16 protein-coding genes are annotated in these 20659 nt (G+C 51.9%); 12 read left to right on the top strand and 4 right to left on the bottom strand.

Annotated features, from left to right (window positions below; all coding sequences use genetic code 11):
• Positions 1-26: 26 nt before the first annotated feature.
• Positions 27-1010 carry a quinone oxidoreductase gene (locus tag FDX01_RS03185; protein ID WP_137399210.1) on the bottom strand — a complete coding sequence of 328 codons (984 nt, stop codon included), beginning with the start codon at positions 1008-1010 and terminating at the stop codon, positions 27-29.
• A 61-nt stretch (positions 1011-1071) separates the two neighbouring features.
• Between FDX01_RS03185 and dnaB the strand changes: the two genes are divergently transcribed.
• From dnaB to FDX01_RS03160, 5 genes are all read left to right on the top strand, one after another.
• Positions 1072-2487: a replicative DNA helicase gene (gene dnaB / locus FDX01_RS03180; protein ID WP_096758712.1), complete on the top strand. Its 1416-nt coding sequence runs from the start codon at positions 1072-1074 to the stop codon at positions 2485-2487.
• A gap of 31 nt (positions 2488-2518) precedes the next feature.
• Positions 2519-3598: an alanine racemase gene (alr, locus tag FDX01_RS03175; protein WP_117343606.1), complete on the top strand. Its 1080-nt coding sequence runs from the start codon at positions 2519-2521 to the stop codon at positions 3596-3598.
• A 131-nt stretch (positions 3599-3729) separates the two neighbouring features.
• Positions 3730-4923, top strand: a complete 1194-nt coding sequence (gene tyrB, locus FDX01_RS03170; RefSeq protein ID WP_117343605.1) for an aromatic amino acid transaminase — start codon at positions 3730-3732, stop codon at positions 4921-4923.
• Positions 4924-5184: 261 nt separating this feature from the next.
• Positions 5185-5898, top strand: coding sequence for an acid phosphatase AphA (gene aphA / locus FDX01_RS03165; protein WP_117343604.1), 714 nt, complete (start codon positions 5185-5187; stop codon positions 5896-5898).
• A 127-nt stretch (positions 5899-6025) separates the two neighbouring features.
• Positions 6026-6382 (top strand): MmcQ/YjbR family DNA-binding protein, encoded by a 357-nt coding sequence (locus FDX01_RS03160; RefSeq protein WP_096758708.1) that lies wholly within the window; start codon positions 6026-6028, stop codon positions 6380-6382.
• A 97-nt stretch (positions 6383-6479) separates the two neighbouring features.
• Here the strand turns inward: FDX01_RS03160 and uvrA are convergent, their stop codons facing one another.
• A complete protein-coding gene (gene uvrA, locus FDX01_RS03155; protein ID WP_096758707.1) occupies positions 6480-9302 on the bottom strand; it encodes an excinuclease ABC subunit UvrA in 2823 nt (940 codons plus the stop codon).
• Positions 9303-9553: 251 nt separating this feature from the next.
• On the opposite strand from uvrA, the gene ssb1 reads away from it, so the two are divergent.
• Positions 9554-10087, top strand: a complete 534-nt coding sequence (gene ssb1 / locus FDX01_RS03145) for a single-stranded DNA-binding protein SSB1 (RefSeq protein WP_096758705.1) — start codon at positions 9554-9556, stop codon at positions 10085-10087.
• A 379-nt stretch (positions 10088-10466) separates the two neighbouring features.
• Entirely contained in the window at positions 10467-12776 is a 2310-nt protein-coding gene (locus tag FDX01_RS03140) for an autotransporter outer membrane beta-barrel domain-containing protein (RefSeq protein WP_115259699.1), read from the top strand.
• An 81-nt stretch (positions 12777-12857) separates the two neighbouring features.
• Here FDX01_RS03140 and FDX01_RS03135 read toward each other — a convergent pair whose 3' ends face one another.
• Positions 12858-13139 (bottom strand): YjcB family protein, encoded by a 282-nt coding sequence (locus FDX01_RS03135; protein ID WP_096758704.1) that lies wholly within the window; start codon positions 13137-13139, stop codon positions 12858-12860.
• 548 nt (positions 13140-13687) lie between these two features.
• Here FDX01_RS03135 and FDX01_RS03125 point away from each other — a divergent pair.
• A complete protein-coding gene (locus FDX01_RS03125; protein WP_115259698.1) occupies positions 13688-15274 on the top strand; it encodes an EAL domain-containing protein in 1587 nt (528 codons plus the stop codon).
• A gap of 2 nt (positions 15275-15276) precedes the next feature.
• Here the strand turns inward: FDX01_RS03125 and soxS are convergent, their stop codons facing one another.
• Positions 15277-15600 (bottom strand): superoxide response transcriptional regulator SoxS, encoded by a 324-nt coding sequence (gene soxS / locus FDX01_RS03120; RefSeq protein WP_096758702.1) that lies wholly within the window; start codon positions 15598-15600, stop codon positions 15277-15279.
• An 86-nt stretch (positions 15601-15686) separates the two neighbouring features.
• Between soxS and soxR the strand changes: the two genes are divergently transcribed.
• From soxR to FDX01_RS03100, 4 genes are all read left to right on the top strand, one after another.
• Positions 15687-16145: a redox-sensitive transcriptional activator SoxR gene (gene soxR, locus FDX01_RS03115; protein WP_096758701.1), complete on the top strand. Its 459-nt coding sequence runs from the start codon at positions 15687-15689 to the stop codon at positions 16143-16145.
• A gap of 599 nt (positions 16146-16744) precedes the next feature.
• The gene (ghxP, locus tag FDX01_RS03110; RefSeq protein ID WP_096758700.1) at positions 16745-18094 is read left to right on the top strand and encodes a guanine/hypoxanthine transporter GhxP; all 1350 of its coding nucleotides are present in this window, start codon (positions 16745-16747) and stop codon (positions 18092-18094) included.
• A gap of 158 nt (positions 18095-18252) precedes the next feature.
• A complete protein-coding gene (locus FDX01_RS03105; protein WP_096758699.1) occupies positions 18253-19899 on the top strand; it encodes a Na+/H+ antiporter in 1647 nt (548 codons plus the stop codon).
• Between the two features lie 274 nt (positions 19900-20173).
• Positions 20174-20659 (top strand): transposase (locus tag FDX01_RS03100; RefSeq protein ID WP_137399230.1); only part of this gene is annotated, 486 nt, incomplete at its 3' end.

The raw sequence follows: 20659 nt of genomic DNA, 5'->3' as shown, positions 1-20659 counted from the left end.
TGCTTGAATTATTTAAGGGAGAAGTTTCACGGGATCAGCAAACTCGACCCCTGCGTGGCCCGGCTTTCCAGTACTTCATGCGCCCGCTGGGCATCTTTTAACGCAAACGTCTGACCTTGCGCGATATCGACTTTAATCACGCCGCTGGCAATCAGTGAAAATAGCTCATTACTGGCTTCGGTCAATTCATGGCGGTTGGTGATGTAACCCTGCAGAGAAGGGCGTGTGGCGTACAGCGAGCCTTTCTGGTTCAGAATGCCTAAGTTAACGCCGGTCACCGGCCCGGAAGAATTACCAAAACTCACCATCAATCCCCGGCGTTGCAGGCAGTCCAGCGAGGCTTCCCAGGTGTCTTTACCCACCGAGTCATAAACTACCCGGACTTTTTTACCGCCCGTAATTTCTTTAACCCGCTCGACAATGCTCTCTTCGCGATAGTTAATCACCTGCCATGCGCCGGCCTGTAATGCAATTTGCGCCTTTTGCGCAGTGCCGACGGTACCAATTAGCTTCGCCCCCAATGCTTTTGCCCACTGGCAGGCAATCAAACCAACGCCGCCTGCGGCGGCATGGAACAGAAACGGCTCGTCAGGCTGGATTTCATAGGTTTTACGCAACAGATAGAAAACGGTTAACCCTTTCAGGTAGGACGCGGCAGCCTGCTCAAACGAGATGGCATCAGGTAAAATGGCGGCTTTATCGGCGGGGACATTATGTACGGAGCTGTAGGCGCCGAGCATTGACTGGGCGTAGACCACGCGATCGCCAACGCTGATGTGGGTTACTTTGCTACCGACTTTGCTGACCACGCCGGCCGCTTCGGTGCCGAGTCCGCTGGGCAGAGAAGGGGGCGGATACAGTCCGCTGCGGATGTAGGTATCGATATAATTGATGCCAATCGCTTTGTTTTCGACCTGGATTTCATGCTCGGCCGGATCAACGGGCGTAAAGTCCACAGCCTTCAGTACGTCAGGGCCGCCGTGCTTGTGAAATTCAATACGTGTTGCCATGCTTCCTCCAGAAATGTGGTAATCTTTCGACCCAATCATTATCTCGGTAACTCCATTCACTATGGCAGGAAATAAACCCTTCAACAAACAACAGACTGATGCTCGTGACCGCGATCTGCAGGTCGCCGGGCTGAAAGTACCGCCGCACTCGATTGAAGCGGAACAGTCGGTGTTGGGCGGTTTAATGCTGGATAACGAACGCTGGGACGATGTTGCCGAGCGTGTCGTCGCGGAGGATTTTTACACCCGACCGCACCGGCATATCTTCACCGAAATGCATCGTTTGCAGGAGATGGGCAAACCCATCGATCTGATAACCCTGGCCGAGTCGCTGGAAGTGCAGGGGCAACTCGACAGCGTCGGCGGTTTCGCCTATCTGGCTGAGTTATCTAAAAATACGCCAAGTGCGGCGAACATAAGCGCCTATGCGGATATCGTCCGCGAACGCGCCGTCGTGCGCGACATGATTTCGGTAGCTCATGAAATCGCAGAGGCCGGATTTGATCCGCAAGGGCGTTCCAGTGAAGATTTGCTGGATCTCGCGGAATCCCGCGTTTTTAAAATTGCCGAAAGCCGCGCCAATAAAGACGAAGGCCCGAAAAATATTACCGAGGTGCTCGATGCCACCGTCGCGCGCATCGAACAGCTGTTCCAGCAGCCGCATGACGGTGTAACCGGGGTGAATACCGGCTACGACGACCTCAACAAAAAGACTGCCGGTCTACAGCCGTCGGACCTGATTATCGTCGCCGCGCGTCCGTCGATGGGTAAAACGACGTTTGCAATGAACCTCGTCGAAAATGCGGCGATGTTGCAGGATAAGCCGGTACTTATCTTCAGTCTTGAAATGCCCTCCGAACAGATCATGATGCGTTGTCTGGCATCGCTGTCGCGCGTAGACCAGACTAAAATCCGTACCGGTCAGTTGGATGACGAAGACTGGGCGCGAATTTCCGGCACCATGGGGATCTTACTGGAGAAACGAAACATCTACATTGATGACTCCTCCGGCCTGACGCCCACGGAAGTGCGTTCGCGCGCACGCCGTATCGCCCGTGAACACGGCGGTATCGGACTGATTATGATCGACTACCTGCAGCTGATGCGGGTGCCGTCGCTCTCCGACAACCGTACGCTGGAAATTGCTGAAATTTCGCGCTCGCTGAAATCATTAGCAAAAGAACTGCATGTGCCGGTGGTGGCGCTGTCGCAGCTTAACCGCTCTCTGGAACAACGCGCCGACAAGCGTCCGGTCAACTCGGATCTCCGTGAATCGGGGTCTATCGAGCAGGATGCCGACTTAATCATGTTTATTTATCGTGACGAGGTTTATCACGAAAACAGCGACTTAAAAGGCATCGCGGAAATTATTATTGGTAAGCAACGTAACGGCCCAATCGGTACGGTGCGCCTGACGTTTAACGGCCAGTGGTCACGCTTCGATAATTATGCCGGACCACAGTATGACGATGAGTAACGCTCCGTCGTCCATTTATTAAGGAATTCAAATGCAAGCGGCAACTGTTGTCATTAACCGCCGCGCTCTGCGACACAACCTGCAACGTCTGCGTGAACTGGCACCTGCCAGTAAACTGGTTGCGGTGGTGAAAGCGAACGCTTACGGCCATGGTCTGTTAGAGACCGCGCGAACGCTCCCTGATGCGGACGCTTTTGGTGTCGCTCGTCTTGAAGAAGCTCTGCGACTGCGCGCGGGTGGGATCACGCAACCCATCCTGCTATTGGAGGGTTTTTTCGATGCCTCCGATCTGCCGACCATCTCCGCACAGCGGCTGCATACTGCCGTGCACAATGAGGAGCAGCTTGCGGCGCTGGAAGCGGCTGAACTGGCGGAACCCGTCACCGTCTGGATGAAGCTCGACACCGGGATGCACCGTCTTGGCGTACGTCCTGAGCAGGCTGAGGCGTTTTATCAACGCTTGACCCACTGTAAAAACGTGCGTCAGCCGGTCAACATCGTCAGCCACTTTGCCCGTGCAGACGAACCCGAATGTGGCGCGACGGAAAAGCAGCTCGAAATCTTCAATCGTTTTTGTGAAGGCAAGCCGGGACAGCGTTCTATTGCCGCATCTGGCGGTATCCTGCTGTGGCCGCAGTCCCATTTCGACTGGGCGCGTCCGGGGCTAATTCTGTATGGCGTATCGCCGCTGGAGAATCATTCCGCCGGGACTGATTTTGGCTGCCAGCCGGTGATGTCGCTCACCTCCAGCCTGATCGCCGTGCGCGAGCACAAAGCGGGCGAACCTGTTGGCTATGGTGGAACGTGGGAAAGCGCGCGTGACACGCGCCTGGGCGTGGTGGCGATGGGCTATGGCGACGGGTATCCGCGTGCAGCGCCGTCCGGCACGCCGGTACTGGTCAATGGTCGGGAAGTGCCGATTGTTGGTCGTGTGGCAATGGACATGATCTGCGTTGATTTGGGACCAGAAGCGCAGGAAAAAGCCGGCGATCCGGTGATTCTGTGGGGCGATGGTCTGCCCGTTGAACGCATTGCTGAAATAACGAAAGTAAGTGCTTACGAACTTATCACGCGCCTGACATCAAGGGTAGCGATGAAGTACGTGGACTGAATCTGGCTGTCTGCCGGATAAAGCGGTTCTGCCGCCATCCGGCAATAATCCTCTCAACATCCTCTCGATCTTCTCCCGCTTCCGGTTTATTGTGTTCTTATCCCCTGCCTGTAAACCTGGAGAACCACCACGTGTTTCAAAAAGTTGACGCCTACGCCGGCGACCCGATTTTATCGCTCATGGAGCGCTTCAAGGAAGATTCACGTCGTGACAAAGTGAATCTCAGCATCGGTCTGTATTACAACGAAGACGGGATAATCCCTCAGCTTAACGCCGTAAGCGAAGCGGAAGCCCGGCTCAATGCTCAGCCGCAGGGTGCGTCGCTGTATTTACCGATGGAAGGACTGAACAGCTATCGCCACACCATTGCGCCACTACTGTTTGGTGCAGAACACCCGGTTCTTCAGCAGCAGCGCGTGGCGACGATTCAGACGCTGGGAGGATCTGGTGCGCTAAAAGTAGGTGCGGATTTTCTGAAGCGTTACTTCCCTGATTCTGGCGTCTGGGTCAGCGATCCGACATGGGAAAACCACATCGCGATTTTTGAAGGGGCTGGATTCGAAGTAAGTACTTACCCCTGGTATGACAACACGACTAACGGCGTGCGCGTCAACGACCTGCTGGCAACCTTGAACACCTTACCGGCTCGCAGCATTGTACTGTTGCATCCGTGCTGCCATAACCCGACCGGTGCGGACTTGACGCCCGCGCAGTGGGATGCGGTTATCGAGATTCTGCAAGCGCGCGATCTAATCCCTTTCCTTGATATTGCCTATCAGGGATTTGGCGCGGGAATGGAAGACGACGCCTATGCGATCCGCGCCATTGCCAGCGCTGGATTGCCTGCCCTGGTCAGCAACTCGTTCTCTAAAATTTTCTCTTTATACGGTGAGCGTGTCGGCGGCCTTTCCGTGGTGTGCGAAGACGCTGAGACTGCGGGCCGCGTGTTGGGGCAGTTAAAAGCCACGGTGCGTCGTAACTACTCCAGCCCACCTAACTTTGGTGCGCAGGTAGTTGCCGCCGTGCTGGGCGATGATGCGCTTAAAGCCAACTGGCTGGCGGAAGTAGAAGCGATGCGTACCCGCATCCTGGCGATGCGTCAGGAATTGGTCAATGTTCTCCATGCCGAGATACCGGGCCGTAACTTTGACTACCTTCTGCAACAGCGCGGTATGTTCAGCTATACCGGGTTGAGTGCCGCCCAGGTCGATCGCCTGCGTGATGAATTCGGGGTTTACCTGATCGCCAGCGGCCGCATGTGCGTCGCCGGGTTGAATCACGGTAACGTCCAGCGTGTGGCAAAAGCGTTTGCTGCTGTCATGTAACCGGATTTGTCATTTCTCGCACAGTGATGCCGGATGGTGGCGTAAACGCCTTATCCGGCCTACAAAGCATTGGATTTTTCGGTTGTAGGCCTGATAAGTGTCGCGCCATCAGGCACGCTTTTTCTGTGTGATCATCCTCTTTTTCTGTAACAAAACGAGAGAAACCCCTTCCTTTCACCTTCCCCAGGGGGTAAGGTCAGATAGTTTTTTGACCAGTTGTTAATAAAAAAATGATAACTAGCTGACTACTTAGGGAAAAATATGCGCAAGATTACGTTGGCACTTAGTGCCGTTTGCTTATTGTTCACGTTAAACCATTCCGCCCAGGCTTTAGTTTCTTCCCCCTCGCAGCTTAATCCAGGCACTAACGTTGCAAAACTCGCTGAGCAGTCTCCGGTTCACTGGGTCTCTGTTGCTCAGATTGAAAACAGCCTGACCGGACGCCCGCCAATGGCCGTCGGATTCGATATTGATGACACCGTTCTTTTTTCCAGCCCGGGTTTCTGGCGTGGCAAAAAAACCTGGTCCCCGGAGAGTGAGGATTACCTGAAGAATCCGGCGTTCTGGGAAAAAATGAACAATGGCTGGGATGAATTTAGTATTCCAAAAGAAGTCGCGCGTCAGTTGATTGATATGCATGTTCGTCGCGGTGACAGCATCTTCTTTGTCACGGGACGTAGCCCGACAAAAACCGAAACCGTGTCTAAAACACTGTCCGATAACTTCCACATTCCATCCGCTAATATGAATCCGGTTATCTTTGCCGGTGATAAAGCCGGGCAGAACACCAAAACGCAGTGGTTACAGGATAAAAACATCCGCATGTTCTACGGCGATTCCGACAATGACATTACCGCCGCGCGCGACGTAGGTATTCGCGGTATTCGCATTTTGCGCGCCTCCAACTCCACCTATAAACCACTGCCGCAGGCCGGGGCATATGGCGAAGAGGTGATTGTAAACTCAGAATACTGAGGGTACAGGTTCTTTATTGGTGATTTTTTAAACAAATTTGCGTTGCTGGCTTTTACCTTTGGCAGAGTTGCTGCACACTGAGTAAAAGATGTTCTCATTAGGCTAGCTGCTGGTAAGGGGAATAAAGATGACGAACTCGGAGTTGCTGCAATACTGCATGGCGAAAACAGGTGCCGAACAGAGCGTGCACAGTGACTGGAAAGCCACGCAAATTAAAGTCGAAGATGTGCTTTTTGCGATGGTAAAAGAGGTGGAAGAACGCCCTGCTGTGTCGCTGAAAACCAGCCCTGAACTGGCCGAGTTATTGCGCCAGCAACATAGCGATGTCCGGCCAAGCCGGCATCTTAATAAGGCGCACTGGAGCACGGTGTACCTGGATGGTTCGCTGCCAGATTCACAAATTTACTATTTGGTGGACGCCTCATATCAACAGGCTATCAAGACGCTGCCAGAAGATAAACGCAGGATGTTGGCGCAGTTCTGAGCCTTTTTGCCGGATGCGGCGTAAGCGCCTTATCTGGCCTACAACCCAATACGTCTATCCTGTAGGCCCGATAGCTTGCGCCATCGGGCATGAGTAACTACAGCAGTGGTTTGAGGAAGCGGGCGGTGTGTGAGGCTTCACACTCTGCAACCGTTTCCGGCGTACCGGCAACCAGGATTTCTCCGCCGCCGCTACCCCCTTCCGGACCGAGATCGACAATCCAGTCGGCCGTTTTAATCACGTCCAGATTATGCTCAATGACCACGATGGTGTTGCCCTGATCCCTGAGCTGGTGCAGCACGTCCAGCAACTGCTGAATATCCGCAAAGTGCAGACCGGTAGTCGGCTCATCGAGGATGTACAGCGTTTGTCCTGTACCGCGTTTTGATAACTCACGCGCCAGCTTCACGCGCTGGGCCTCGCCGCCAGAAAGGGTTGTTGCGGACTGTCCAAGGCGAATATAAGTCAAGCCAACGTCCATCAGCGTTTGCAGTTTACGCGCCAGCGCCGGGACGGCATCAAAGAACTCACGCGCCTCTTCAATGGTCATATCCAGCACTTCGTGGATAGTCTTGCCCTTGTACTTGATCTCCAACGTTTCGCGGTTATAGCGCTTGCCTTTGCACTGGTCACACGGCACGTAGATATCCGGCAGGAAGTGCATCTCAACTTTGATTACGCCGTCGCCCTGACAGGCTTCACAACGTCCACCGCGCACGTTAAAGCTGAAGCGCCCTGGCGTGTAGCCGCGCGCGCGTGATTCCGGCACGCCAGCAAACAGTTCGCGGACGGGTGTAAATACGCCGGTATAGGTTGCCGGGTTGGAACGTGGCGTACGACCAATGGGGCTCTGGTCGATGTCGATAACTTTATCGAAATGCTCCAGCCCCTGAATGTCGCGATAAGGTGCAGGTTCAGCCAGCGTAGCGCCGTTGAGCTGGGTCTGAGCAATCGGGAACAGCGTGTCGTTTATCAGCGTTGATTTACCGGAACCGGATACGCCGGTAATACAGGTAAACAGGCCAACCGGCAGCGTCAGGGTGACATCTTTCAGGTTGTTGCCGCGCGCACCGGTGAGCTTCAGCACTTTTTCCGGGTTAGCGGGCACGCGTTGTTTCGGCACTTCAATCTTGCGCTTGCCGCTCATATACTGGCCGGTCAGTGACTCAGGCACTGCCATAATGTCATTGAGCGTACCCTCCGCCACCACCTGTCCACCATGGACGCCCGCGCCTGGACCGATATCGATCACATGGTCAGCGGCGCGAATCGCATCTTCATCGTGCTCAACCACAATCACGGTATTACCCAGATTGCGCAGATGGATAAGCGTACCCAGCAGGCGTTCGTTATCGCGCTGGTGTAGACCGATGGACGGTTCATCCAGCACGTACATTACGCCGACCAGTCCCGCACCGATCTGGCTTGCCAGACGGATACGCTGGGCTTCGCCGCCGGAGAGCGTTTCGGCCGAACGCGACAGCGTCAGGTAGTTCAGACCGACGTTAACCAGGAACTTGAGGCGGTCGCCAATCTCTTTAAGGATTTTCTCCGCAATCTTCGCCCGTTGACCGGCAAGTTTGAGATTGTTGAAGAAATCCATCGCATGACCGATGCTCATGTCAGAAATAGTAGGCAGCGGTGTGTTCTCAACAAACACGTGGCGCGCTTCACGACGCAGGCGCGTGCCTTCACAGCTGGCGCACGGTCGGTTGCTGATGAACTTAGATAATTCTTCGCGTACCGCGCTGGATTCCGTCTCTTTATAACGGCGCTCCATATTGTGCAGCACACCTTCAAACGGGTGACGACGTACGGAAGTATCACCGCGGTCGTTCATATATTTGAATTCGATATTCTCTTTGCCGGAACCGTACAGCACCACTTTGTGAACCGTTGGGTTCAGGCTGGCCCATGGGGCTTCTATGTCGAACTTATAATGCTCTGCCAGTGACTTAAGCATCTGGAAGTAATAGAAGTTACGGCGATCCCAGCCACGGATCGCGCCGCCAGCCAGCGACAGCTCTGGGTTTTGGATCACGCGGTCAGGGTCGAAATACTGCTGCACGCCGAGACCGTCGCAGGTAGGACATGCGCCCGCCGGGTTATTGAACGAGAACAAGCGGGGTTCCAGCTCGCGCATGCTGTAGCCGCAAATCGGGCAGGCAAAGTTGGCGGAGAAGAGCAGCTCCTCCGCTTTCGGGTTGTCCATATCGGCAACCACCGCCGTGCCACCGGAGAGATCCAGCGCGGTTTCAAAAGACTCCGCCAGACGCTGTGACAGGTCGTCACGGACTTTAAAGCGGTCGATGACCACTTCAATGGTATGTTTCTTTTGCAGCTCCAGCTTTGGTGGATCGGACAGGTCACACACTTCACCGTCAATACGGGCGCGGATATAACCCTGGCTTGCCAGATTCTCCAGCGTTTTCGTGTGTTCGCCTTTGCGCTCTTTGATGATCGGTGCCAGCAGCATCAGGCGCTTGCCTTCCGGTTGTGACAGCACGTTGTCCACCATCTGGCTAACGGTCTGCGCTGCCAGCGGTACGTCGTGATCCGGACAGCGCGGCTCACCGACGCGGGCAAACAGCAGGCGCAGGTAGTCGTGAATTTCGGTAATGGTGCCTACCGTGGATCGCGGGTTATGGGATGTCGATTTTTGTTCAATTGAGATGGCTGGCGACAGCCCCTCAATGTGGTCGACATCCGGTTTTTCCATCAGCGACAGGAACTGACGCGCATACGCGGAAAGCGATTCAACGTAACGACGCTGCCCTTCGGCATACAAGGTGTCGAAAGCCAGCGAGGATTTGCCTGAGCCCGAAAGCCCGGTGACGACAATCAGCTTGTCGCGCGGGATGACGAGGTTGATGTTTTTGAGATTATGGGTGCGGGCGCCCCGAACTTCGATCTTATCCATTCATCTTTCCCGGATTAAACGCTTTTTTGCCTGGCTGCATGGTGCTACCGGCGATCACAAACGGTTAATTATGACACAACCTGACCTGAATGGATATACAGTATTGGAATGCAAAACGCAGGTGTCTGTGTAACAATGTCTGGCTGAGGTTGTTTACTGGAATCCACCTCTCAACGTAGTAAAAGCGCTATTGGAAATGCTACAATCCCGCGCTTACACTTATTAAGAAACGTTTTTCAGGAGACACGATCATGGCCAGCAGAGGCGTAAACAAGGTGATTCTCGTCGGTAATCTGGGCCAGGACCCGGAAGTACGCTATATGCCGAATGGTGGTGCAGTTGCCAACATTACGCTGGCTACTTCCGAATCCTGGCGTGATAAAGCGACCGGCGAGATGAAAGAGCAGACTGAATGGCACCGTGTTGTGCTGTTTGGCAAACTGGCGGAAGTCGCCAGCGAATATCTGCGCAAAGGTTCTCAGGTCTACATTGAAGGTCAGCTGCGTACCCGCAAATGGACCGATCAGTCAGGTGTCGAGAAGTACACGACTGAAGTTGTTGTGAACGTCGGCGGCACCATGCAAATGCTGGGTGGTCGTCAGGGCGGCGGTGCACCGGCGGGCGGTAATGCAGGTGGCGGTCAACAGGGTGGTTGGGGTCAGCCTCAGCAGCCGCAGGGTGGCAACCAGTTCAGCGGTGGTGCACAGTCTCGTCCGCAGCAGTCCGCTCCGGCAGCGCCGTCTAACGAACCGCCAATCGACTTTGACGACGACATTCCGTTCTGATCGTGATTTAACGATTATTACCGTAATGAATGAAAAGCCCCATTTAAAATGGGGCTTTTTTTGTATTTGACGATCTTCTCACATATAATATTCGAATATTTTGCAAGAAAAAAACGAAATATAATCATTGTTTATAATTACTATTTTAATATATGCAATTAATAACATTGATAGTAATCAAATTTAAATAAACTATTGCGAAGTTATTTGTTTCATGATTCAAAAAATATTGACAGCGTGATGTACCGCATTAAATAATGCTCTGAGATTGTCAATTCATCATTGATACAAGTGCATTGCTCTCCGATCTCTTTTTATTAATGAGGATTTGATAGTCGTCTTGATATTTCTATATTCTTTTGTACTTCGGAGTCTATATATGTATCAATGGAAGAATAACGCTAAGGTAATATTGCCTTTAGCCTTGTCGGTGAGCATTAGTAATGCGCTATATTCTGGGGCAGCATTCGCTAAAGATTATACACTGAACTATATCGGTAAGGACCCCGAGCTCCCTGGTATCAGCATCAAAGATACGATTGCCGGCGACAACAACTACGATTTTACGGTTAAAATTGATAATCCTGTGCGAGGCGAAGGTAACGGTCTTGAGGTCAAGATTGGCAACATCACGAGTGATCAGGGCGGTGAGTATCATATTGGTAATTACAACGTCAATATTAGCGGGACCACGGAGCAGGAGCATCGTGCCGGGTTAGCCTTCTTTGGGTTGTCTGCAGAAGGCAGTGACACCAAAGTGACTGTCGACAATTTTAGTCTTAAAAATAATTTCCTAATTGGCAATAAGTACACACACAACAATACTGCGTTATATGTAGGCGGTGGCGCGGATGTGTCTGTGAACGGCAATGTGTACATTCGTTCTGAAGTTGAGCACACCAAACAGGGCGAAGATGCAACGCTGGCTAATAACGGAGTCTATGCTCGGGGTGCGGGTTCAACCATTACGGCAAACGGTGGCGATGTTTACATTAATACCTATGCCAGTAACTTTAAAGAACTCCTGGAGAACAATAGCGGTTACCCGGAAGGCTCATCAAAAAGTGATGCGGTCAGTGCTAAAGACGGTGGTGTCGTTAATATTAATCAGGCTGGAGGCAACAAGGTTAATCTATTAGGTAACCTCGACTTCGGTGATAAGCTTTATTCTAATACAAGCCAGATGAATATTACGCTTAATGGGGCAGATTCATACTGGCATGGGCATGAAGCAAACTTCTTTGACGCAACAACCGGGAAATGGAGCGGCGATCTCAACCTTACGCTGGCGAATAACGCCCACTGGATCCCCGATGGTAAAGATGCGGAAATCAGTGCCATCACTCTGAAAGACGGCGGTACGGTAAACCTGCATGGTTTTAACCTGCACACCAATCAGAGTATCAACGAAACCGTTAAAATTCATGATTTGAAAGGGAACAACGGTATTTTCCTGATTGATGTCAATACCAATAAAACGGATGAGCAGCGACGTAACGGCAGCGACTTCATTGAAGTTGTTAAAAGTAGTACCGGCGGTACACATGCGATTGAAGCGTTGAATATCAACAAGCTCACTGATTTGAAGGAAGATATCTGGGTTGCCGATGCGGCAAGTAATGTGACATTCGAAGCGTACGATAAAGTCGATATTACGAACGAGTATGTGTATGACTATAAACCACTGCTGCGTTCTGATATCCGTGAAGGCGATCCGCAAAGCCAGTACGGTACCAACTGGTATATCACGGGTGTTTCGACGAAAGCCAGCGCAGGTAGTAACACCGTGATCGCCAATGCTGGGCTGAACTACGCAATGGCGACCGCTCGTCTTGAAATCGACAGCCTGAATAAGCGTTTAGGCGAACTCCGCCAGGATCAGCAGCAAAATGGTCTGTGGATACGCTATAAAGGTGGTGAAATAGAGAGTGATACTGGGAGCTACTTCAAAAACCTGTATAGCTTCTGGCAACTCGGTTATGACAACAAAGACGAAGGCGAATCGTCTGTCTGGACGCGAGGGATTGCCGCGCATTACATGAGAGGCAATGCCGACTTCACTTATGGTACTGGCGATAACAAGAACTACGGTGGTTCACTTTATGCTGCATGGAATCGCCCAGAGAAACAAGATTACCTGGATCTGGTGTTGAAATATAGCCGCCATGAAAGTGACTTCAATTACAGGAACACATACGGCAACTCTGGCTTTGCAGATAGCAGCACATGGTCAATCAGTGCCAGCGCAGAATACGGTCGCGAGTTTAGCTTAGGAAACTCTACGTTTATCGAACCGCAAGGTCAGCTCGTGTATACCTATCTGGATGAGGCCAGTTACACCACCAGTAGTGGGTTGAAAGTCCGTCAAAACGATATAGACAGCGTTATTGGCCGTGTCGGATTGCGCGGAGGTTATCGGTTTGAATCGCGCCCGGATAGCGATATTTACGTGAAGCTGGATTTGCTGCATGAGTTTGCTGGCGATCGTGATGTCACCGTTTGGGGTAAAGATGCCGCACTGAAAGTGAGCGAAGGGGGAAGTGACTCCTGGATCAACTATGGTATAGGTACCAATATCCATCTCACTCAGAACAATAACTCCCGGTTGTATGTTGATCTGGAAAGATCGGCGGGAGGTGACATTGATATGAACTGGCAGGTTAACGCGGGTTTCCGTATGGAGTGGTAGTTCATAGCTTTGAATGGGTTCACTTAACCTAAAAATAAGCGTCCGATTGAAATTTTAGTTCAGTCGGACGCTTTCTTTTGATCAGTTTAATACCATCGGCCACTCTGGCGGCGTATGGCTCATCACTTCTACCATCACAGACTGGATGTTATTCCAGATAGCGGACACGTCCATCAGGGTGATGCCGAGCAATCCGGTTGCAAACCAGCAGGCGAAAACCAGCCCTAAACCGCTGCTGATAACGGCCAGGCCAATATAATCTGATTTACGAAAACGGATATTGAGCGTGCTGGCTAAAAACATCAGCACTGCGCTCAGCAGTTGCCACCGCAGAAGAACTACGCCAGTTGTTATTGTTGCCATGAAAAACGTCCTCAAAAAGTCTTGATGCCCAGGACAGCACGGGGTTGTTCACAACAGGTGTGGCACTCTGGCTATCGGCGGGCATGCACATCAATGAAACACTGTTTCTGTTACATGATTTTTGTGAACTATATCACATCTGTTCGTTTGTTCACCAGTGCGGGACGCTCTTTTTATTGTTTAATAGCCTTTATTAAATTGTGGTTATAGGATGTGGTGAGCGAATGCATCATTCGTAATAGAAGGTGTATTTACGCTGCTTGTTATCTTTATCCTAAATTAATCTTTAAAAAAATTTATGTATTTTTTATGCGAAGCCCGTATAACGCGTATAAAACATTACGACTTTTACAGTGTGCTATTTTCAAATAAGCTTAACTTTAAGTTTGCCTTACGGAAAAAGAATATCATCATCCGCTATTATCAGACTTTTACATAGAGACGGCGGTTGCGAATGTTGATAGATTCATACAACTTAACTAGCCGGCGTTTATAGCATCCTGCCTTGATGGGTACTGGCATATACGATACAGGGAAATAGGGCTGACATGACTCACAGTGCGCGACGTAAGACGCTGAGGTTCCTTGGAACACTCACGGTGGTATTGCTCCCCGTGGTACTGGCGTTATGGTTTGCTCATGTCAGGGCGACGTCCGAAACCCGCAATCAACTCCGCACTTTTGCGCAGCTGGCCCTCAATAAAACGGAGTTGGTGATCCAGCAAGCCGATCTCGCGCGTGATATGGCACAACTGTATCAAGGGGAGATGTGTACCCCGGCGCATCAAAAAAGTATGCTGAATATTATTCGTGGGCGTTTATATATCAGCGATCTCATTTATGCGCAGGGCGATCATTTTTTGTGCTCAACGTCGATGGTGCCGCCAGCCTCATATATTATGCCCACCGCTGACTATAAGCGGACGCCGGACATCTCCATTTATTACTATCGCGATACGCCGTTTTTTTCTGGCTACAGAATGACGTATATGCAAAGAGGAAACTACGTTGTCGTTATCAATCCTTTATCCTACAGCGAGGTCATGTCTGATGATCCGGACCTTGCCTGGGGTGTCTATGATACGGTAACGGATAGCTTTTTCTCTGCCAGTGAAGGGTCAAACGTTGCGCAATTACTGCCGCTGGTACGCGGCGATGCCCCGACATTCCAGCAAGACGATCGTTTCTATACCATCGTGCATTCAGAAAAGCGGCCCATTGCGGTTATTGTGTCGACCACGGACGATCGCGTTGATCAGAATTTCTATCATGAAGCTGTACTAACGCTCCCTTTCGGCGTGATCTGTAGCATCCTGATCCTACTGATGTGGTGGCGTACGCGCCAACAATACTATTCTCCTCGCCGTCTGTTAAAACGCGCGCTCAAAAAACGCCAGCTTTGCCTGCATTACCAGCCGATCATTGATATCAAAAATGGTCAATGCGTTGGGGCCGAGGCGCTGTTGCGCTGGCCCGGTTGCAAAGGTGAGGTCATGAGTCCGACAGAATTCATTCCGCTGGCGGAAAAGGAAGGGATGATTGAGAAGATAACGGATTATGTGGTCGAAGAAGTGTTCAACGATTTGGGCTATTTTCTGTCAGCACACCCTCAGCTTTACATCTCAATAAATCTCTCTGCCTCCGACTTTCATTCATCCCGGCTGATCGCGCTGATTGCTGAAAAATCACGCGACTACTCTGTACGTTCGCAGCAAATCAAGGTTGAAGTCACCGAGCGCGGATTTATTGATTTGCAGAAGATGACCCCGGTTATTCAGGCATTTCGTCAGGCGGGTTATGAAGTCGCGTTTGATGATTTTGGGACTGGGTATTCCAATCTGCACAATCTGTCTTCGTTGAATGTGGATATTCTGAAGATCGATAAATCGTTTATCAGTACGCTGACCACCAACAGTACCAGCCACATGATTGCCGAACATATCATCGAAATGGCGCAAAGTTTACACCTGAAGACAATTGCAGAAGGGGTCGAAACAGCGGATCAAATCAGCTGGCTGCTGGAGCGCGGCGTACAGTTTTGTCAGGGATGGTACTTTGCGAAAGCATTGCCGCCGCAGGAGTTCATGCACTGGGTTAAGCGCTCGCCCGCCATACTGACGCAGGGCGGGCAATAATTCTACAAACGATGGCGATAGTCGCTGGGGGTTCGATCAAACTCGCGGCGGAACACACGTGAGAATGTTTGTTGCGATACATAGCCGAGATCCATCGCAATATCAAAAATAGGTCGCTCAGTATTGCGTAGCTCAACGGCGGCCAGCAGCAGTCGACGCTGACGAATATAGTCGCCTAACGTCTGGCGCATCACCGTACGGAACATTCGCTGTAAATACCACTTTGAATAACCTGATTTTTTCGCGACCGCTTCGATATTCAGCGGTTGGTCGATATGTTCATCAATCCATTCAATAAGTGTCTGAATAATTTGCTGATGGGACATATGGCAGCCTCTTTCTCAGTATTCGATTCGTCGTTTTGTCTGTCGGCGAGTATAATTCCTCAAGTTAACTTGAGGTAAAGCGATTTATGGAAAAGAAATTACCCCGGATTAAAGCGCTGCTCACCCCTGGTGAAGTGGCAAAGCGTAGCGGCGTGGCAGTATCGACCCTGCATTTCTATGAAAGCAAAGGGTTAATCAGCAGCATGCGCAATAGCGGTAATCAGCGTCGATACAAACGAGATGTGCTGCGTTATGTGGCCATCATCAAGATTGCTCAACGGATTGGTATTCCGCTGGCAACAATTGGTGATGCGTTGGGTGTATTACCCGAAGGCCACTCGCTCAGTGCGAAGGAGTGGAGGCAGCTTTCTTCACAATGGCGCGAAGAGCTTGACCGACGCATTCATACTCTGGTGGCACTACGCGATGAGCTGGACGGCTGTATTGGCTGCGGCTGTTTGTCACGCAGTGATTGTCCGTTGCGTAACCCAGGCGATCAGCTTGGTGAGCAGGGGACTGGGGCGCGATTGCTGGAAGATGATTGATGAGTTTGAAACCGGTGATGGGTATAAAACTAAAGCGCCACAACTGGGCGCTTTAGTTTGGTTCCGGTCTTTGTCTTTCACTCTATCCCGCTGGTTCACGGGAGGGTTTCCCCCGACATCAACACCCCTCAGTCGAGCACGTAGTGGAGGTTCCGGTCTGTGTTGATAAAGTAATTGTAAGTCACCCCAGGACAATTGCCAGTCAATTGGCGGTTTTTTAGCCGAAATTTTTCCTGCATCTTCACCTGTTTTCCTGTGCGACTTTTCGCCTGAAATAGTAGCGCATGTTGCAATAACCCAGCGAAATTTGTTGCCAGATTGCGCATTAACGATAACGTTTGCGCATCGGTTGGCTATTTCTTGTGCGCTATAAGAAGAAATGCATAAAAAGCGGCAAAGTTCTGTTGAAAACCGCCGTATGATCGCAGGATAATCGTTTGCTTTTTTTTACCACCCGTTTTTTATGCGTGAAGCTAAACGTTTGCTTTTTTGCGACACCCCTTTTGGCGCAAACCTGGCACATGGAGAAAACGTTTAGCAGGCAGTGGATTGTCCATCACACATATTGACGAAAAATAAACTCTCAGGGGATGTTTTCTATGTCTACGCCTTCAGCGCGTACCGGCGGCTCACTCGACGCCTGGTTTAAAATTTCGCACCGCGGCAGTACCGTTCGTCAGGAAGTCGTTGCCGGATTAACGACGTTCCTGGCAATGGTCTACTCCGTCATTGTGGTTCCGGGGATGTTGGGTAAAGCCGGGTTCCCACCGGCTGCAGTTTTCGTAGCGACCTGCCTGGTAGCAGGCGTGGGTTCTATTGTAATGGGCCTGTGGGCAAACCTGCCGCTGGCGATTGGTTGCGCTATCTCGCTGACGGCGTTTACCGCATTTAGCCTGGTGCTGGGGCAGCATATTAGCGTGCCAGTGGCGCTGGGTGCGGTGTTCCTGATGGGCGTCCTGTTTACCATTATTTCTGCGACCGGTATCCGTAGCTGGATCCTGCGCAACCTGCCGCAGGGCGTTGCGCACGGCACGGGGATTGGTATCGGCCTGTTCCTGCTGCTGATTGCGGCAAACGGCGTTGGGCTGGTGATTAAGAACCCACTGGACGGCCTGCCGGTTGCTCTGGGCGATTTCGATACCTTCCCGGTGATCATGTCGCTGATTGGCCTGGCGGTCATTATCGGCCTTGAAAAACTGAAAGTACCGGGCGGCATCCTGCTGACCATCATCGGTATTTCTGTTGTTGGCCTGATTTTCGACCCTACCGTGCATTTTTCCGGTATTTTTGCCATGCCTTCTTTGAGCGATGCGGAAGGGAATTCCCTGATCGGCAGCCTGGACATTATGGGGGCGTTGAACCCGATCGTCCTGCCGAGCGTATTGGCGCTGGTGATGACCGCCGTCTTCGATGCGACCGGGACTATCCGTGCCGTGGCGGGGCAGGCGAATCTGCTGGATAAAGACGGACAGATTATTGATGGCGGTAAAGCGTTAACCACCGACTCCCTGAGCAGCGTGTTCTCTGGTCTGGTGGGGGCGGCTCCTGCGGCAGTGTATATTGAGTCCGCAGCGGGTACGGCGGCGGGTGGTAAAACCGGTCTGACCGCGATCACCGTCGGCGTGCTGTTCCTGTTGATCCTGTTCCTCTCTCCGCTCTCTTATCTGGTTCCTGCCTACGCGACCGCACCGGCGCTGATGTATGTCGGCCTGCTGATGCTGAGCAACGTAGCGAAAATTGACTTCGCAGACTTTGTGGATGCGATGGCGGGTCTGGTGACTGCTGTGTTCATCGTGCTGACCTGTAACATCGTTACCGGCATTATGATCGGCTTTGCTACGCTGGTGATTGGACGCATTGTTTCCGGTGAATGGCGTAAACTGAACATCGGTACCGTAGTCATTTCTATCGCGCTGGTGGCCTTCTATGCCGGCGGCTGGGCAATCTGATTCTCACATCATGATGATCCTGAAAACGGGTGGCTTTTGCCGCCCGTTTTTATTTTCGGAACACATCCCGTTGTCTTTTGCGTTACTCTGAGGAAGATAGAATTGAGGCACGACGCCTCTCGTCGCATATCATAAGAAACATCGCAAACAGGGAACGCATGGAAATCTTTTTTACCATACTCATCATGACCCTTGTGGTCTCGCTGTCGGGGGTAGTGACTCGCGTATTGCCCTTCCAACTCCCTTTACCCCTTATGCAGATCGCCATCGGCGCCTTGCTGGCGTGGCCGACGTTTGGTTTGCATGTGGAGTTCGACCCTGAACTGTTTTTGGTTCTGTTTATCCCGCCGCTGCTGTTTGCCGATGGCTGGAAGACGCCAACGCGTGAGTTTCTCGAGCATGGGCGAGAGATTTTCGGCCTTGCGCTGGCGCTCGTGCTGGTCACGGTGGTCGGAATAGGCTTTATGATTTACTGGCTGGTGCCGGGCATTCCGCTGATCCCGGCTTTCGCGCTGGCCGCCGTGCTGTCGCCAACTGACGCCGTGGCACTTTCTGGCATTGTCGGTGAAGGCCGCATCCCGAAGAAAATCATGGGCATCCTGCAGGGCGAAGCGTTAATGAACGACGCCTCCGGCCTGGTTTCACTCAAGTTTGCTGTCGCGGTGGCGATGGGCACGATGGTGTTTACCGTCGGCGGCGCGACGGTTGAATTCTTCAAGGTGGCAATCGGCGGTATCCTGGCTGGGTTTGTTGTCAGCTGGCTGTACGGTCGCTCCCTGCGTTTTCTCAGCCGCTGGGGTGGCGATGAGCCAGCCACGCAAATCGTCCTGTTGTTCCTGCTGCCGTTTGCCTCTTATCTGATTGCGGAACATATCGGTGTTTCCGGGATCCTCGCGGCGGTGGCGGCCGGGATGACGATTACCCGTTCAGGTGTCATGCGCCGTGCTCCGCTGGCGATGCGCTTACGTGCAAACAGTACCTGGGCCATGCTCGAGTTCGTGTTTAACGGCATGGTCTTCCTGCTGTTAGGGCTGCAGTTACCGGGTATTCTGGAGTCTTCGCTGGCGGCGGCAGACGCCGATCCGAATGTCGAAATGTGGATGCTGTTTACCGATATCGTGCTGATCTATGCGGCACTGATGCTGGTGCGTTTTGGCTGGCTGTGGACCATGAAAAACTTCAGCATGCGCTTTCTGAAGAAGAAGCCGATGGAGTTTGGCTCGTGGACCACGCGCGAAATCCTGATCGCATCCTTTGCGGGTGTGCGTGGGGCGATCACGCTGGCTGGTGTCCTTTCTATTCCGCTATTATTGCCTGACGGCAGCGGCTTCCCTGCACGTTATGAGCTGATCTTCCTTGCCGCCGGTGTGATTCTGTTTTCGCTGTTTGTTGGCGTGGTGATGCTGCCGATCCTGCTGCAGCATCTTGAAGTGGCGGATCACTCGCAGCAGCAAAAAGAGATCCGCATTGCCCGTGCCGCGACGGCGGAAGTGGCGATTGTGGCCATCCAGAAAATGGAAGAGCGTCTGGCTGCGGATAGCGAAGAGAATATTGATAATCAGCTGCTGACCGAGGTGAGCTCGCGGGTGATTGGTAACCTGCGCCGTCGTGCCGATGGGCGAAACGATGTGGAAAGCTCGATGCAGGAAGAAAACCTCGAACGGCGTTTCCGTCTGGCGGCGCTGCGCTCGGAGCGTGCAGAGCTGTATCATCTGCGCGCCACGCGTGAAATCAGCAATGAAACGCTGCAGAAACTGCTGCACGATCTGGATTTGCTGGAAGCACTGCTGATAGAGAATCAATAAACGGTAGCGCCTGATGGCGCTACGCTTATCAGGCCTACGGAACGCAATTGTAGGCCGGATAAGGCGGTCACGCCGTATCCGGCGAAGGTTGTGCCTGATGGTGCTGCGCTTATCAGGCCTACGAAATGGGCATAATTGCCTGTAGGCCGGATAAGGCGTTTACGCCGCATCCGGCAAATCTATCATTACGGAATTTGCGAGCCGCTTTCCTGAACTGATCTGTTTGTCTTGTCGATTCCCTCTTTTCTCCATACGGTTAAGAAAAGGGGGAAACATGTCTGATTATCGGCGTCACTACATCAACGGTGGGACATGGTTTTTTACGGTGAATCTACAAGACCGCAGAAGCCATCTTTTAACATCAAAAATCTATCATCTTCGCAGTGCTATTTCCGAGGTAAACAAGGTTAAACCTTTTTATATCAATGCGTGGGTCGTTTTGCCTGAGCATATGCATTGTATCTGGACGTTGCCTGAAAATGACGCTGATTTTTCGTCCCGCTGGCGGGAGATTAAGAAGCATTTCACCCGATCGTTGTCTGCACAGCATGTCTGGCAGCCTCGCTTTTGGGAGCATACCATCCGGGATGCGCGCGATTATTGCCAGCATGTGGATTACATTTATATTAATCCTGTGAAACATGGTTGGGCGCAGCAGGTGAAGTCATGGCCTTTTTCAACGTTTCATCGTGATGTTAAATTGGGGTTGTATCCGGAGAACTGGGCAGGTGAGATAACGGACCTCCGTGCTGGTGAACGT

It is taken from the genome of Citrobacter sp. wls613 (genome assembly GCF_005281195.1).
GTDB classification, from domain to species: Bacteria; Pseudomonadota; Gammaproteobacteria; order Enterobacterales; family Enterobacteriaceae; genus Citrobacter; species Citrobacter gillenii.
Note: the sequence above shows the minus strand (reverse complement) of the source record. Positions and strands in the feature narration are given on the sequence as shown.